This is a genomic window from Nitrobacter winogradskyi (genome assembly GCF_006539545.1).
Classification (GTDB): domain Bacteria; phylum Pseudomonadota; class Alphaproteobacteria; order Rhizobiales; family Xanthobacteraceae; genus Nitrobacter; species Nitrobacter winogradskyi_A.
This window is the reverse complement of sequence record NZ_BJNF01000010.1, coordinates 20240-36070: the sequence shown is the minus strand read 5'-3', so window position 1 is coordinate 36070 and position 15831 is coordinate 20240. Positions and strand designations below refer to the sequence as shown.

The 15831-nt window shown below is 63.5% G+C and carries 15 protein-coding genes; 4 read left to right on the top strand and 11 right to left on the bottom strand.

Features of this window, described 5'->3' with window-relative positions; all coding sequences use genetic code 11:
- The first annotated feature begins 179 nt into the window (after nt 1–179).
- Nucleotides 180–1292, top strand: a complete 1113-nt coding sequence (locus NWI01_RS02260; RefSeq protein WP_141382310.1) for a branched-chain amino acid aminotransferase — start codon at nt 180–182, stop codon at nt 1290–1292.
- A 39-nt stretch (nt 1293–1331) separates the two neighbouring features.
- On the opposite strand, the gene NWI01_RS02255 is transcribed toward NWI01_RS02260, so the two are convergent.
- The 6 genes from NWI01_RS02255 to uvrC all read right to left on the bottom strand — a co-directional run bounded on the left by NWI01_RS02255 (nt 1332) and on the right by uvrC (nt 7557).
- Entirely contained in the window at nt 1332–2804 is a 1473-nt protein-coding gene (locus NWI01_RS02255; protein ID WP_141382346.1) for an MATE family efflux transporter, read from the bottom strand.
- Nucleotides 2805–2968: 164 nt separating this feature from the next.
- On the bottom strand, nt 2969–3991 hold the full coding sequence (gene prmB / locus NWI01_RS02250; RefSeq protein ID WP_141382308.1) for a 50S ribosomal protein L3 N(5)-glutamine methyltransferase: 1023 nt from the start codon (nt 3989–3991) through the stop codon (nt 2969–2971).
- Nucleotides 3991–4458 carry a molybdenum cofactor biosynthesis protein MoaE gene (locus NWI01_RS02245; RefSeq protein ID WP_141382306.1) on the bottom strand — a complete coding sequence of 156 codons (468 nt, stop codon included), beginning with the start codon at nt 4456–4458 and terminating at the stop codon, nt 3991–3993. The genes prmB and NWI01_RS02245 overlap by 1 nt, the downstream gene beginning before the upstream one ends.
- Before the next feature lie 22 nt (nt 4459–4480).
- The gene (moaD, locus tag NWI01_RS02240) at nt 4481–4732 is read right to left on the bottom strand and encodes a molybdopterin converting factor subunit 1 (RefSeq protein WP_141382304.1); all 252 of its coding nucleotides are present in this window, start codon (nt 4730–4732) and stop codon (nt 4481–4483) included.
- Nucleotides 4729–5346 carry a CDP-diacylglycerol--glycerol-3-phosphate 3-phosphatidyltransferase gene (gene pgsA / locus NWI01_RS02235; protein ID WP_141382302.1) on the bottom strand — a complete coding sequence of 206 codons (618 nt, stop codon included), beginning with the start codon at nt 5344–5346 and terminating at the stop codon, nt 4729–4731. Before pgsA ends, moaD begins: the two co-directional genes overlap by 4 nt.
- Before the next feature lie 132 nt (nt 5347–5478).
- Nucleotides 5479–7557: an excinuclease ABC subunit UvrC gene (uvrC, locus tag NWI01_RS02230; protein WP_141382300.1), complete on the bottom strand. Its 2079-nt coding sequence runs from the start codon at nt 7555–7557 to the stop codon at nt 5479–5481.
- Nucleotides 7558–7961: 404 nt separating this feature from the next.
- Between uvrC and NWI01_RS02225 the strand changes: the two genes are divergently transcribed.
- A complete protein-coding gene (locus NWI01_RS02225) occupies nt 7962–8582 on the top strand; it encodes an outer membrane protein (protein ID WP_141382298.1) in 621 nt (206 codons plus the stop codon).
- A 113-nt stretch (nt 8583–8695) separates the two neighbouring features.
- Here the strand turns inward: NWI01_RS02225 and NWI01_RS02220 are convergent, their stop codons facing one another.
- From NWI01_RS02220 to NWI01_RS02210, 3 genes are all read right to left on the bottom strand, one after another.
- A complete protein-coding gene (locus tag NWI01_RS02220; RefSeq protein ID WP_141382296.1) occupies nt 8696–9550 on the bottom strand; it encodes a 23S rRNA (adenine(2030)-N(6))-methyltransferase RlmJ in 855 nt (284 codons plus the stop codon).
- A gap of 97 nt (nt 9551–9647) precedes the next feature.
- Nucleotides 9648–10340, bottom strand: coding sequence for a ribonuclease T2 family protein (locus NWI01_RS02215; protein ID WP_141382294.1), 693 nt, complete (start codon nt 10338–10340; stop codon nt 9648–9650).
- A 361-nt stretch (nt 10341–10701) separates the two neighbouring features.
- Nucleotides 10702–11157, bottom strand: a complete 456-nt coding sequence (locus NWI01_RS02210) for a hypothetical protein (RefSeq protein ID WP_141382292.1) — start codon at nt 11155–11157, stop codon at nt 10702–10704.
- Between the two features lie 265 nt (nt 11158–11422).
- On the opposite strand from NWI01_RS02210, the gene NWI01_RS02205 reads away from it, so the two are divergent.
- Together NWI01_RS02205 and NWI01_RS02200 are read left to right on the top strand one after the other, a co-directional pair.
- Nucleotides 11423–11713, top strand: coding sequence for a hypothetical protein (locus tag NWI01_RS02205; protein ID WP_141382290.1), 291 nt, complete (start codon nt 11423–11425; stop codon nt 11711–11713).
- 26 nt (nt 11714–11739) lie between these two features.
- On the top strand, nt 11740–12270 hold the full coding sequence (locus tag NWI01_RS02200) for a DUF3617 domain-containing protein (RefSeq protein WP_141382288.1): 531 nt from the start codon (nt 11740–11742) through the stop codon (nt 12268–12270).
- 57 nt (nt 12271–12327) lie between these two features.
- Here NWI01_RS02200 and hisS read toward each other — a convergent pair whose 3' ends face one another.
- Both hisS and NWI01_RS02190 read right to left on the bottom strand, forming a co-directional pair.
- Nucleotides 12328–13944, bottom strand: coding sequence for a histidine--tRNA ligase (gene hisS, locus NWI01_RS02195; protein WP_141382286.1), 1617 nt, complete (start codon nt 13942–13944; stop codon nt 12328–12330).
- 221 nt (nt 13945–14165) lie between these two features.
- The gene (locus tag NWI01_RS02190; protein ID WP_141382284.1) at nt 14166–15830 is read right to left on the bottom strand and encodes a pilus assembly protein TadG-related protein; all 1665 of its coding nucleotides are present in this window, start codon (nt 15828–15830) and stop codon (nt 14166–14168) included.
- Nucleotide 15831: the final 1 nt, after the last annotated feature.

Here is a 15831-nt window from a genome sequence, read left to right as displayed (position 1 = left end):
CATTTTCCTACGGCTAACCGGGATTCCACTTAGCCGGAAAATGCTCTCGTGCCGATGCGATTTGCCGAGCGGCATTTCGGCCAACATACTGGACTTCGCGCCATCCGCCAGAGCGGAAACCGGCCTTTCGAGGGGCGGTAACGACCCGAAACGAAGACCGTTTCAAGCTGGAGAACACCATGAGAGCTTCGTTCGAAAAAATCGATGGCGCAACGTCGCTGACATTCGATGTTCAACCGGCGGCCGAACCGACGCAGGCGACCGTGCGCGCCGAAAAGCTCGCCAATCCAGGTTTCGGCCGCGTGTTCACCGATCACATGGCCATGGTGAGCTACAATCAGGCGGAGGGCTGGCACGGAGCGAGGGTCGCGGCGCGCGCCAGCTTCCCGCTCGATCCGGCCACGGCCGTCCTGCACTACGCACAGGAGATTTTCGAAGGCCTCAAGGCGTACAAACGTGACGACGGCGGCGTCAACCTGTTCCGACCCGACGCCAATGCGAGGCGCTTTCGCAATTCGGCCGAGCGCATGGCGATGGCGCCGCTGCCCGAGACCGTTTTCATCGAGGCCATCGAGCAGCTCGTGCGCATCGACCAGGACTGGATTCCGGGCGGCGAAGGCAGCCTCTACCTTCGGCCTTTCATGATCGCGAACGAGGTCTTCCTCGGCGTCAAGCCATCCGCCGCGTACATCTTCGCCGTCATCGCCTCGCCGGTCGGCTCCTACTTCAAGGGCGGTCCCGCACCCATCTCGATCTGGGTTTCCGAAAACTACACGCGCGCGGCGGTCGGCGGCACGGGCGCCGTCAAGTGCGGCGGAAACTATGCCGCCAGCCTGCGCGCGCAGGCCGAGGCCATCGATCGCGGCTGCGATCAGGTGGTTTTCCTGGATGCGATCGAGCGGCGCTACGTCGAGGAACTCGGCGGCATGAACGTGTTCTTCGTTTTCGATGACGGTTCGCTCTCGACGCCGCCGCTGGGGACCATCCTGCCGGGCATCACGCGCGATTCGATCATCACGCTCGCAAGGGACTCCGGCACGCCTGTGCGCGAAGAGCCCTATACGATCGACCAGTGGCGCGGCGACGCCGCCAGCGGAAAACTCCGGGAAGCCTTCGCATGCGGCACCGCCGCCGTCATCTCGCCTATCGGCAAGGTGTGTTCGGCGCACGGCGACTTCACCATCAATGGCGGCGTGGCCGGCTCCGTCGCGATGGGCTTTCGCAAGAAGCTGGTCGATATCCAGTACGGCCGCGCGACCGACCCGCACAGGTGGACCCGCAAGGTGCTGTGACCGGCGCGAATTCATCGCAAAATGAAAGCTGTCATGCCGTCACTCCAGTGACGGGATGGCCCGCTTGCGCGGACGATGGCCGCTTGTTTCCGGGCCGGGTTCGCGACACCGCAGCTCCTTCAGCGGCACGAGGCCGAGCCGTTCACGCCTGATCCAGCGCGACATCATCAGGATGGCCACGGCCACGAGGCCCGACGCCAGGCCGATCCAGATGCCGGTACCCTCGAACCCGAGCTTGAAGGCAAACAGCAGGCTCAACGACATGCCGAAGCCCCAATAGCCGAGGCCGGCATAGATCATCGGCACGCGGGTATCCTGCAAGCCGCGCAACATGCCGGCGCCGACCACCTGCGCGCCGTCGGCGATCTGAAACACCGCCGCGCAGGTGAGGAACGACACCGCCAGCCCGATCACCTCGGCGTTCGCCGCATCGTTGATGTCGACGAATGCGCTGATCAACCATCGTGGCGCTGAAATCATCAGCACGCTGGTCGTGGCCATGAAGGAAATCGCCAGTGTAAACGACACCCATCCCGCGCGGGTGATGCCATCGACATCTTCCGCGCCGTAGGCGCGACCGACGCGCACCGTCGCCGCCTGCGCCAGTCCCATCGGCACCATGAAGGACACCGACGCGATCTGAATCGCAATGGCGTGAGCCGCGATCGAGGCCGTGCCGAACTGTCCCATCAGGAACACCGCGGCGTTGAACACCGTGATCTCGAAAGCAAGCGTCGCGCCGATCGGCAGGCCGACCCGCCATAGCGCGAGGAAACGCGGCCAATCAGCGCGCCACCAGTTGCCGAACAGATGATAGCGGCGAAAGCTGCGGCCAAGACTCGCGACCAGCGCCACCCCGGCGAACAGGAAAATGTTCGATAACGTCGTTGCGATGCCGGACCCCAAGAGACCGAGGGGCGGCAGACCGAGATGGCCGAACACCAGCACCCAGTTAGCGGCAACGTTGAACAGGATCGCGGCCACGGTCACCATCATCGCCGACAGCGGCCGCTCAAGCGCGGCGAAGAACGAGCGAAGCACTATGAAACCGAGCGTCGGCAGCATGCCCCATTGCAACGCGCGCACGAACACCTGGGCGTCGGCGGCAAGCCGCGGCTCCTGATGAAACAAAAGCAGGATCGCTTCAGTGTGCCAGAGCAGCAGCCAGCTCGGCGCCGCAATCAGAACCGACGCCCACATCCCCTGCCGGAACGTCCGCCGCACGTCGCGCACCGTATGCAGCTTGCGGCCAAACGCTTCGGCCATCATCGGCGACGCCGCCGTGACGACGCCGATGCCGAAGATCAGGATCGCGAAGTACAGATTAACGCCAAGGGTTCCGGCCGCCAGCGCGGAAGGGCCAACCCGGCCCAGCACGATCACGTCGGTGGTGGTCAGCGCGATTTGCGCGACATTGGTAAGGACCAAAGGCCAGCCGAGCGCCAGCGTCACCCGGAATTCTCCGAGCCAGGCGTCACGCGAAGAGGCGCTGTGGCGGGCGTCAGGCAGCATGGCGCTCCGGCGGTCGGCGTAAAATGGATCGGGCGAGAGCCGGACGATAACCGCGCGGGCTCTCCATGCCTCGTTCATCGAAACGCGCTTATAGCGAATTCGATGGAATCCGATACGGGCTCGCGAAAGACGCCGGATCGCCGCGGATCACGCCGCGCGGGCCATCATGCAGACAGTCCCTTGAGACCCGCCGCATCGATCCAGAACACCTCGCTCTCGGACTCCTCGGTATCGAGCCAGAGCAGATCCGCGTCGGGATAAGCCCTCTTGATCGCCGGCTTGCAGCGACCGACCTCACACAGTAGCCCGCCTCCCGGCGCGAGACGGGTTTTGGCGCCATCAATGATCCGTCGCACCAGATCGATGCCCTCAGTGCCGCCGTCGAACGCCATCCTCGGCTCGGCAAGACATTCCCGGGGCAGTCCAGCCATCCCCTTGGCATCGACATAAGGCGGATTGGAGATGATCAGGTCATAACGCCTGCCCCTCACTGCCGCGAAAAGATCGCCTTGCGCAAGCTGGATACGATCATCAAGGCCGTGCTCGCGGACGTTGCGCGCGGCGACAGCCAGCGCGTCCGCCGACAGGTCGGTCGCATCCACGGTCGCATTCGGAAAGGCGCGCGCCGCCAGAATGGCGAGACATCCCGAGCCGGTGCAGAGATCGAGCACGCGGGTCACGGTGGCGGGATCGCGCAGACGCAATACATCGTCGTCGCCGAAATGCGAGTCCAGGATTTCACCTATGAACGAACGCGGCACGATCACCCGCTCGTCGACATAAAACGGCAGGCCGCGCATATACATCCTGTTGACGAGATAGGCGGCCGGCTTGCGGGTAGCGATGCGCTGTTCGATCCAGCCGAGGATGCGCCGGCCCGCCGCCTCCGGCACCCGCAGGGCGGCCTGCGGTTCGACCTCGTCCGGATGCAACTGCATGGCCTCGCCGACCAGAAAGGCAGCCTCGGCGACCGGATCGGTGGTGCCGTGGGCGAAGGTAACGCGCGCGCGCTGGAGCCGCTCGGCGGCATGGCGAACATAGTCGAAAATCGTCTCGAGTTCGGGAGCCAGATTTCCGGCCGCGACAGGGCTTGCGGCTCCTGCTCCGGACCGCACCGGCGAGCGTTTTCGGCTTGAGCCGGAGGTCGCGGCTTTCGATCGTCCGCCGCGCGCGGCGGTCTTCGCCATCAGGGTTTGGCCCAACGCGCCGCAGCGGTGTCGTCGCGGTCGTGGGCGTCAACCCAACCGGAGCCGGAGGCGCCCTCCTCCCGTTTCCAGAACGGCGCTTTCGTTTTCAGATAGTCCATCAGGAACTCGGCGCCCTGGAACGCGGCCTCACGATGAGAGGACGCGGTTACCACGAGAACGATGTTCTCACCCGGCACGATCCGGCCATAACGGTGGATCACGGTGATGCCGGTGAGCGGCCAGCGCGAAACCGCCTCCTCGGCGTGACGCGCGATCTCGGCCTCCGCCATGCCCGGATAATGCTCGAGCGTCAGCGCGGCGATCGCCTCGCCATCCTCATCACCCCGGCAGATGCCGCTAAAAGTCACGACCGCGCCTATATCGGTGCGGCCGCGCGACAATGCGGCAACCTCATGCGCGAGGTCGAAGTCGGCTTCCTGCAGGCGTATGGTGATGGGAACGGTCATCGACGGAGCCGGAACTGACAAATCAGCCGCCGGTCATCGGCGGAAAGAAGGCGATCTCGCGCGCCCCCGCAATCACCGTGTCCTGGTTGACATGCATCCGGTCAATCGCGGCGCGGATCACCTTCGGTTTCTCGAAGGCGTAGGCATATTCCTCACCCCGCTGCGACAACCACGCGATCAGATCGGCAACCGTCGCGACGGCCGGCGGCGGATCGAGCGCCTCCTCGGCCTTGCCGACCCGCTCGCGCACCCAGGCGAAGTAGAGCACCTTCATTTTTCATCCTCCTCCATGAGGTGGTGAATGCCGGCATGGAAATAGTCCCAGCCTGTATAGATGGTGAGGATCGCCGAAATCCATAACAACAGCAGCCCGATCTGCGTCACGAACGGGAATATCAGGTCGCCGGCCTCCCCCGCGAGAAGAAACCCGATCGCAACCAGTTGCGCGGTCGTTTTCCACTTGGCGAGCTTGGTCACCGGCACGCTGACCCGCAACGCGGCCAGATACTCGCGAAGCCCCGATACAAGGATTTCCCGGCACAGGATCACGATCGCCGCCCACAGCGTCCAACCGTGGATGATGTGATCCGCCGCCAGCATCAGCAGGCAGGACGCAACCAGAAGCTTGTCCGCGATCGGATCGAGCATCTTGCCGAGGGCGGACTGCTGATCCCAGATTCGTGCATAATAGCCGTCGAAGAAGTCGGTCACGGCGGCCGCGATGAACACGCCCAGCGCCACCCAGCGCAGTTGCAACGGCCCGTCCATGACCGATTGCGCATAGACGCAGCCCACCACCACCGGGATCGCGGCGATGCGAGCAAGGGTGAGAATATTCGGCAGCGACAGCATGTGCTTCGCGGTCGCCTGGCTGGTTGCAGTGTTCATTTTATCTTACCAATACCGTCCCGGCGTGAACGTCAACCGGCCGCGCGGCGCAATTTCCGGCCCCGCAACCTGCCCCCGATCTTACTCATTGATCTTAATACAAAAAAGAAGACCAACATCATAACAAACCCGTCACGCCGGCCGGGCGTGAAAAAAATCGAAGATCCGGCGGGCGCTTTCCGCGCTGATGCCCGGAACCTTGCCGAGATCCGCCAGCGAGGCCCGCTCGATCTCCTTCAACGTTCCGAAATGATGCAGCAGCGCGCGCTTGCGCGCCGGGCCGATACCGGGAACCTCCTGCAATCCGGCTTCCCGGATGTCCTTTCTACGCAGCTTGCGATGCGATCCGATGACAAACCGATGCGCCTCGTCACGCAATCGCTGGATAAAATACAAAACGGGATCACGAGGTTCGAGCTTGATGGCCGGACGATCCGGCAGGAACAGGGTTTCGCGGCCGGCATCACGGTCCGGCCCCTTGGCGACCGCCATCAGCGACACCCGGCTCAGGCCCAGCGCATCGACGACCCCGCGGGCGGCGTTGAGCTGGCCGAGACCGCCGTCGATGATCACGATATCCGGCCATTGCGGCGCGGCATCCTGCTCCGCCGCGGCGCGCGGATCGGCGGCTTTCTGGGTCAGCAACCTTTTGAAGCGGCGCTCCAGCACCTCGCGCATCATCGCATAATCGTCACCGGGCGTCAGGCTCTCTGACTTGATATTGAACTTGCGGTACTGATTCTTAAGGAAGCCTTCGGGACCGGCGACGATCATCGCCCCGACCGCATTGGCGCCCTGGATGTGGCTGTTGTCGTAGACTTCGACACGCTGCGGGGGCTGCGGCAGGCCGAGCACCGCCGCCAGGCCCTGCAACAGCCGCGATTGCGTCGCGGTATCCGCCAGTTTACGGCCCAGCGCTTCGCGGGCGTTGGTCAGCGCGTGCGCGACCAGTTCCTTTTTTTCGCCGCGCTGCGGCGTCGAGACCAAGACCTTGCAGCCGGCCTTGATCGACAGCGCGTGGGCGAGCAAGTCGCTTTCCTCGATCCGGTGCGACAGCAGGATCAGCCCGGGCGGGGGCTTGTCATCGTAGAACTGGGCGAGGAATGATCCAAGCACCTCCTCCGGCGTAAACGACTTCTCCGCGCGCGGGAAATAGGCCCGGTTGCCCCAGTTCTGCCCGGTGCGGAAGAAAAAGACCTCGACGCAGAAATAGCCGCCCTCCTGATGGATGGCGAAAACGTCTGCTTCTTCCACCGTGCGCGGGTTGATGCCCTGCTGCGACTGGATCGCCGATAGCGCGGCGAGCCGGTCGCGATACAGCGCCGCGCGCTCGAAAGCGAGGTCGGCCGAGGCCTGCTCCATCGCGCGGGCCAGATCTTCCTTCACCGCGCGGCTGCGGCCGGACAGGAAATCGGTCGCCTCGCGAACCAGGGCCGTATAGCCGGGAAAATCGATCTCGCCGGTGCAGGGGCCGGCGCAACGCTTGATCTGGTACAGCAGGCAAGGCCGCGTCCGGCTTTCGAAAAAGGAGTCGGTGCAGGAGCGCACCAGGAACGCCCGTTGCAGCGCGGTTATGGTGCGGCCGACCGCCCCCGCGGAAGCGAACGGTCCGAAATAGCGGCCCGGCCGCGACTGAGCGCCGCGATGCTTGAGAAGCTGCGGCGCCCAGTGGTCGCCGGTGATCAGAATATAGGGAAACGACTTGTCGTCGCGAAGCTGCACGTTGAAGCGCGGCCGCAACTGCTTGATCAGATTCGCTTCGAGCAGCAACGCCTCGGTCTCGGTCGCGGTCGATACGATCTCGACGGTCGCCGTCGCCGCGATCATGCGCGCGATGCGCATCACCTGGCCGGTCGGCCGCGCGTAGGACGACAGGCGCTTGCGCACGTTTTTGGCCTTGCCGACATAAAGCACGTCGCGGGCGGCGTTCATCATGCGGTAGACGCCGGGCGACGTCGGCGCATGGCGAACCGCATGTTCGATCGCCGCACGTCCGATCGCGAGCGGCGCCTCCGCGACCGCATCCACGGACTCATCCGGAACATCGGGCAGCCGCGCCTCGTCGTCCTCGTCGGTGTCGAGGCTTGCGGGATCGACCTCCTGTTCCGGCTGTTCCGGAGCCATGCCGTCACGCCGCCGCATGTCCGCCGGGGAACCGGGCGGCTGCCCGGGCCCGATCGGCTTCGCGGGATCGGAAGAATCGCTCGTCATGTTCCTCAGCTAAGCCATGAAACCGGCCGATACCAGCGACCTGCCCCTCCCCAAGCGTGGCCTTCGTCCTGCGCAAAGCAGAGGGAGACCGGTTCCAGAGCCTTTATCGCCTCTGAAGGAATCAGAAGCGGGCTCTCGGACACTTTGAATCTGACGCGTTTTCTTCACGCGAACCGGTACCCATCCTCGGGTCAAGCCCGAGGACATGCTTCGCTCGAAAACGCGAGGCGCTGCCACGCCGGTAACACTTTCTTAAGGACAAGAGACGGTCGGGGCACCGTCTTAAGAACCGTTTAACTTAAAACTTTCGATAAATCCTACGTATCGAATTCAGCATTTCGTAGCCATACGGCCCTGGCGCGCGATGCCACGATGAGAAGCGGTAAAGGGTTGGAGTGCCGGAGATGACCAGGATAACGATCGCAGCATTGGCGGCCATGGCGTCAACCGCGCTGATCGGCGCTGCGCACGGAGCCGATTTCTCTTACCGGGAGCCCTACACCGTCAACCAGCCGCTCAACGCCTTCAGCTGGGCGGGACCCTATCTGGGCGGCAACCTGGGATATGCCTGGGGTAGCGTCCAGAACAGCCTCACCAGGCCGGACGGCGTGTTCGGCGGCGTACAAGCCGGCTTCAACTGGCAAAGCGGTCCGCTGGTATTCGGCCTCGAAGGCGACATCCAGGCCAACGCCGCGAACGATACTTTCGCGGCCTGGAAATTCTCAAATCCCTGGTTCGGCACCGTGCGCGGCCGCGTCGGCTACGCATTCAACAACGTCCTGGTTTACGGAACCGGCGGTCTTGCCTTCGGCAAACTGCGCGCCGAGACCTTCGGCCTGTCGGAATCCCACACCAGCGCGGGCTGGACGGTGGGAGTGGGCGCCGAAGTCGGCATCTACCAGAACTGGACCGCGAAGGTCGAGTATCTCTATGTCGATCTGTCGAGCAGCAGTTTCACGATTACGGGCGCGCCTCACAGCTACCAGTCCGGAATGGTCCGCGCCGGCATCAACTATCATTTCTAGAGCATGATCTTATCCGAAAACCGGTTTCCACTTTTCAGGATCATGCTCCAATAACGAGAACAATAATCATCGCTCTCGACTTCCGGCCGCTCACGCGGCCGTTTTTTTTGGGTTCAACCGGCGATCGCTTCGAGCTTGAAGCGGGCTGCGCCGCCCTGGCCCAGCGGTTTCTCCAGTTCGGGAAGGATGGACCTGAGTTCGCCCCTCAACGTCCATGGTGGATTGACGATCAGAAGCCCGGCCGACGTGAGCGGCCCGTCCGCGGTCTGCGGCGCCACGCTGAATTCCAGCCGCAGGCACTTGTCGGCCTCGCCTCCCGTGACGGTACCGACCCTGCGAGCGAGATCGTCCGTCGCCCGGCGTCGCTTTGCCGGATACCACAATACGTAACAGCCGGTCGGCCATTTGGCGAAGGCTCCGGCGAACCCGTCGGAGAGGCGTTCGAACTCGTCCTCGCGCTCGAACGGCGGGTCGATCAGCACCAGCCCACGCCGCTCCTTCGGAGGCACGAAAGCGGTCAGCGCCATCCAGCCGTCGAGATCGACCACATTGGCCTGGGTGTCGCGGCGCAGCGCATCGATCAACTGCTTTCGTGCAACGGGCTCGATTTCGCAGGCGACGATCCGGTCCTGCGGCCGCAGCAAGGCGCGCGCGATCAGTGGCGATCCCGGATAGCATTGCAGCCCGCGCCGGGGATTGAAGGCTCTGACGATATCGAGATAGGGCGCGACCAACGGAGCAGCCGCCTCCGAAAAACGCGCCTGCATCAGCCGCGCGATGCCGGTCAGCCACTCTCCGCCGCGACCCGCCTCCTCGCCGGCCAGATCGTAAACGCCCGCGCCGGCGTGAGTATCGATGACACGGAAGGCCGCTGGTTTCTCGTGCAGATAGGTCAGGACGCGGACCAGCACGATATGCTTGATGACGTCGGCGAAGCTGCCGGCGTGAAAGGCGTGGCGGTAATTCATGGGCGGAAGCCTTTACGCTACTCGCCTCAAGCCGCAAAGCGCTGCGTCCTGCCGGACGCACCACGGACCATCGCGGCCCGGTACAGGCAGCCACCGCTCAGCCGCCGCGCACAGGCGGCATCACCACCTGGTCCCGACGGCAGGCGCGCCGGTCGATTTCCTCACAGGCGCGGAATTGCAGGTCCTTGTTCATGCAGATCCGCACCTCGCTGAGCCTGGTCCGGTCGCACATCACCGCTATCGCGGAACGGCTGAGGCCCGGATTGTCCTTGACGAAGGCCTCCTCGACGGCATCGGCCGTAATGCTTTTCGGTGCGGCGAGATCGACGAATTCCGCCGGGATCTTCACAGCGGCGCGCGCCTTGCGGATGGTTTCGAAATAGGCCTGCGCGCTCAGCCCTGAGCAGGTGCCGTGCTTGTCCCACTGGCTGTAGATCAGCCCCGGCGCCGGCATCAAATCCAGCATCGAAGCCATGATGCGGCGATCGAGCCGCGGCGCCGGGCGCTGGCAATAATCAGGAAAGCCGTGCTCGTATTGCGGCCAAAGACCGTGCACCACGAACGAGAACGACCGCTCGCCGCACTGGGTCTGCTGCGATCGGCCGGCATTGCCGCGTTCCTCCGCGGCGGCGCAGAACGAAGGAGACCATGACAGCGACAGCACATAGAAATCGAAAGCGCCGGGCGCGTTTTGTCGCTGGTCTTTTGCCAACGCATCGGCGGTCCACCCCGCAAGCAGGATCAGCCACGACAAAACAGACGCGGCCGCCGCGCGAGACACCCATCTCATGACGCCAACTCCTCAGCCCAGCCGGAATCAGGTTCTCATGCAAAATCCGAGAACGAGAGAACCAGCCATCATAGCATAGCGACCAGAGGTCGGGATATTTCTAGAATCTTTCCGCTTCCGGAATGAGAATCAATCTCTTTGGTTGACGCGCCTTTTTAACGCAAGATGGCCGTCCGCTCGAAAAACAACATAGTATCGATTGCAGGCATTCTCTTTACGGCGGATTCCGCCAGGCCGGAAATGATCTGGATCAAATGATATCTGGATCGAATCGATTCAGATATCACGATGTGGTCGACTTCAGTATGTTGAGCAGCGGGATGCGGGCGGCAAACCGCTGCACGCTTTTCGTTGTCCCGCTTTACGGTTGGGCGGTGAGACAACCCGGATTGTAGGCCCAGTTGCGATCGAGGCCGACCACGCACCACTCGACGCCCTGCCCCATGCTGGCGATCCCGCCATCCTCGACAATGGAATAATGCACCGTGCGGACTATGCCGTCGCTGACCATCGCCTCGGCGGTGCAGTAGCGGCGCGGGATGTTGTCGGACTCCCTCGGCCGAAACGCCCTTTCATGGACATTGCCATAAGCGGTGATGCGCAGCGGGGAATTCCAGAACTTCCGTTCCTTCTCCCAGAATTGCGTCGTGATGGTCGGCAGCCCCGCCTCACAGCGTGGCAACTGCCCTTCATAGCTCGGCCCGAACACGGGAAAATTGAACGCTTGCGCAACCGGCATCGCGGCGAACAGACCCAACGCCGCGCCAAACGCCACGCCGACGGCGGATTTCTTCAATAATGTGACGAGGTTACGCATGGGAGGTCCGCCAATGATCCGAACCCCGTAACGGTGCCGCGAAGCACGCGCAAGGTCAAGTGCGGCGACGCAACACCCGTCTCCTAACTCCGGGATGAGCGGCCAGGCGTTCTTTTCACGGCCCGCTCCGCGTTCTAGAGCATCGCTTCTGATTGAATCAGAAGCGATGCTCTAGTTTGTTGTTCTGACGCGTTTTCTTCACGCGAACCGGTATCCACTTCGCTCGAAAACGCTATAAGGTCGGACCGCAACAATGGAGATGAGGATGAGACTGTTCGGAGCGGCCTTGCTGGCGGCGATGACCGGCTCGCTGGTTTTCGGACCGGCGCGGGCCGATTGGGTGCCTCCGCTCAAGGGCAACGACACCGGGGGAATCATCTCCTATTCGCTGGCCGGGGCCGGTGATGTCCGCGTGATTGCGGCCCATCACTGCGCGCGCTACGGTAAGGTGGCGAAATTCCTCGGCGTCCAGGCCTATCCCGGCGGCTACGTCTCGTTCGCTTGCCGCTGGGTGCCCTATGGTCCGGACCAGCCTCCGCTGCAAACCCGCTACTGAACTGTTACGCCCTCACGGAGCCTGCGATGCGACAATCATCTCGTCTCTCGATGTTCCTCCTGCCGCTGGTTCTGCTTTCCGCCGCTCCGGCGCTCGCGGAGGTGCAACTGCCGCTCCGCAAGGCCGGGCTTTGGGACGTCAAGGTGGACCATGCAGGCGGCCGAATGCCGGGAGTCGCGGTTCAGCAATGCACCAGCGAGGCCGTGGACCGCGAATTCACCTCGGATTTCGCGCCCTCCGCCAGGCAGAACTGCTCGAAGGCCGACGTCCAGAAAACCGCGACCGGCTATGTGATGGATTCAGTCTGCACCATGGGCGGCACGACGGTGACGTCGCACGCCGAAGCCACGGGCGACTTTGACTCCGCCTACACGGTGAAGGTCGCCGCGCGCAGCAAAGGCGGCAAGTTTGGAGACCGGGACAGCAAAATCACCATCGCGGCGAAATGGGTCGGCCCCTGCAAGGAGGGACAGACGCCCGGCGATGTCGTGATGCCCGGCGGCTTCAAGATGAACATGCGCGACTTTGAAAAATTCAAGTCGATGGCGCCGCATTAGATGAGGGCTTACACTTTTCCAAGCCGTCATGGCCGGGCATAGCCGTTCGAAGAACGGCTAATCCCACCTCACGTCATGGCGCGCGAGCAGCTTCCGCACCTCGGTGACGAGATCGCTCTCGCCGGCCTCTATCTGCGCCTCGGCCTGTTTCTTCAGATACTCAGCGCGGTCCTCAATGGAGGTCAGCCCGGCGCCGGCGATCAGGTCCTTGATCAGCACCTTGCCGTTGGCTTTCTCATCCGTGCCCTGAATGATCGCGCAAGGCGAATTACGCTTGTCGGCGTACCTCATCTGCTGGCCAAGCGAATGCTTGGGATTTCCGAGATAAAGCTCCGCACGGATACCGGCATTGCGCAAGTCGGCGACCATCTTCTGGTAGCTCGCGATGTCGCCGCCGAAAACCGTGACCACCACCGGACCCGGCTGCGGTTTTGTGTCGAGCTTGTCGAGCATGGTGAGCGCCGCCTGCAACCGCGACACGCCGATGGAAAAGCCGGTCGCGGGCACGGGCTCGCCGCGAAAGCGCGAGACCAGACCGTCATAACGCCCGCCGCCGCCGACCGAGCCGAAGCGAACCGGGCGACCCTTTTCGTCCTTGGTTTCGAGCAGAAGTTCAACTTCGAAAACGGGGCCAGTATAGTATTCGAGGCCGCGCACGACGGAGGGGTCGATTCGAACTCTGCCGTCTCCGTATCCGGATGCAGAAAGCAGTTCAGAAATTTGCCGAAGCTCCGATATTCCATCGTCGAAAACTTTGGCTGAATCGCCCAATTTCTCGCGGACGAACTTCAGGGTTTCAAACACACTGTTGAACGTTACTTTGCGATGCCACTTTTCCCCATCAGACGAGGAAAAGGTAAGAACATCTCTTGGGCGCGCTTGCTTCTCGTCAGTCGTTGCACAATCCGTGAGAACGGCACCCACGCCAAACACCGAAATCACTGTTTCAATGTCCCGCTCCGAGAGACCCGCGCCCTTCGTAAAGTCGCCACTCTCATCTTTACGACCTTGGCCCAACAAAAGTCGCACGCCTTCGACACCGAACTTGTCGAACTTATCCATCGCTCTTAGAATTGTGAGCTTGCGCGCGGCATGATCCGCGCCACCAAGGCCAATGCTATCTAAAATTCCATCAAGCAATTTACGATTGTTGACCTTTACGACAAATTGACTCGCTGGAATGCCCAGCGCCTCCATGGTGTCGGCCGCCATCATGCACATCTCGGCGTCGGCGGCGGGCGACGCTGAGCCGACCGTATCGGCATCGAACTGCATGAACTGGCGGAAGCGTCCCGGTCCCGGCTTCTCGTTGCGGTAGACATAGCCCGCACGATAGCTGCGATAGGGCAGCGCGAGGTTCTGGAAATTCTCCGCCACATAACGCGCCAGCGGCGCGGTGAGATCGTAGCGCAAGCTGATCCACTGTTCGTCGTCGTCCTGAAACGAGAACACGCCCTCATTGGGCCGGTCCTGATCGGGCAGGAATTTGCCGAGCGCGTCGGTGTATTCAAACGCGGGCGTCTCGACCGGCTCGAAGCCGTAACGCTCATAGACCGCGCGGATTTTCTCCACCATCCGCCGCGTGGCGGCGATGGCGGCGGGCCCGCGATCCTCCAGCCCGCGCGGCAGGCGGGCGCGAAGTTTCTGCGGCTTTTTCGGCTTTTTGTCGGACATGGGCGCTCGTTTGTAAGTCAGTAGTGACTTACAGTCGGGTTACCAGCGCGGGCGCAACCGGGCAAGCAGAAGCCTCCACACATCATGGCCGGGCATAGGTTCGAAGAACGGCGTCGCTTCCGCTCGCCTATGTCCCGGCCATTCCCGTCTTGCTTACCGATCAGCCTCAAGACGTGGATGCCCGGCACGAGGCCGGGCATGACGAAATCCTGGTAGCAGCGTCAATTCACCAGCACCGCGCCGTCGCAGCGAATGCCGGCGACCCAGACATCCGCCTGCCCGATGCCGATGCCGAGCGTCGCCAGAACCTGCGCCAGCACCTGATCGATCGACCCGGTCGCGCCGCTGATGATCCCCGCCACGGTCGACCCGAGGCCGGGAATCGGCAGGCCGAGCGGCCCCACATTCACCTTGAGCGAGAGATCGCCGAGCAGGCTCGCGGTCAGCGACGAGGTGAAATCGGTGGTGGTCACGGTCTTCTTCGTCCGCGCGACGATGTCGGAATAGCTGAACGACACCGGCGTCGGCTGGGTGTTGCCCATGCCGGCATGGGCGCGGCCGGTCACGGTGATCGCGCCGAGATTGACCAGCGTCGCCGCGCCCGGATCCGGCTTGCTGGTGAAGTTGGTCATTTCGGCCGTTGACACATCGCCGATCCAGGCATCGACGATGCCGGGAGTGACGCCGAGCGTGACGCTGGAGGTCGCAATGTCCGGCCGGCCGCAACTCACGCGATCGAGCGTTGCGGTGCCGGAGGCGACCTCGACATAGAGCGGGAGATTGACGGCCGACACCGCGCCGGTGCCGATCAGCTTGATCGTGACCAGCACGCGGGTCTGCGCGGTATGCACGCTCGCGCCTTCGGTCCCCACCGTCATCCAGCTTTTGCCCTGAGGGCGCTCGCCGATCGTCGCCCTGACGGAGACGGCGGCGATGCCGGGCAATCCGAGATCGGCCCCGGCCGCGATCTGGTTGGTCCCGTTGGCGATGGCGCCGGTCGCCGAGAGCAGATCGAACACCGAGACGCCGACGCCTGTTTTCGGTTTTGAGCCGACCGTCATCGGCATATAGGGGCCGACGTCGAGCAGCTTTCCGGGCACGATCGTGGTGGACAGCCCGGCCAGCGCCAGCGAGATATTCGACAGCGCGGCGGTGGCGGCATTGATGCCGTTCGCCGCCTGCTGCGCGCTCAGCATCGCAGCCACGATGTCGGCGACCTTCACCTCGCCTGAGAGCATCGAGTCGTAGGTAACGCCGGTCAGGTCGAGACGAGTCGCCAGCGCGTTGAGGAAATCAAAGGCGTCGATGCGGGCGTTGATCAGCGACTGGTAGTCCATCACCGAAAGCGACAGCGTCGTTCCCAGCATCCGGCCGAGAACCGTGTTGAGCAGGCCACCATTAAGCGCGAGCAGGCGCGAGCCGATCGCGAACGAGGCAAGCGCGGTGCTCGCGGCCGTCGCCCTGCTGGTGATATCGAAGTGGTTGCTGCCGCCCGCGAACATGCGGGCAAAATAAAGCGGCGTCTCGGTGCGTAGCGTGACCCGCGCCGCGTTGGGCGCGCCGGTCGCGGGGGTGACGAAGCGCGCCTGCGGCGTCAGCGCCGCGTTCGCGGTGAAGGTGCCGAGTTCGACGGACAGCAGCGCGCTCGCCGGATAGCCGTTGGCCGTGACGGTGGCGGCGGCCGCGCTCGCGGCCTTGCCGAGGTTGCCGGCGGCGACAATGGCCGCGAGGTCGGCGGCGCTCTGCGCCTTGCGGCGATCGGCATAGATCGCGCCGACATCCACGCCGAGCGCGGTGCAGCCGAGCACCAGCACCATGCACCCGGCTCCCATGATCGCGAAGTTGCCGCGCGTGTCCGAGATGAAGCGCCGAAGCAGGTTTCGCACA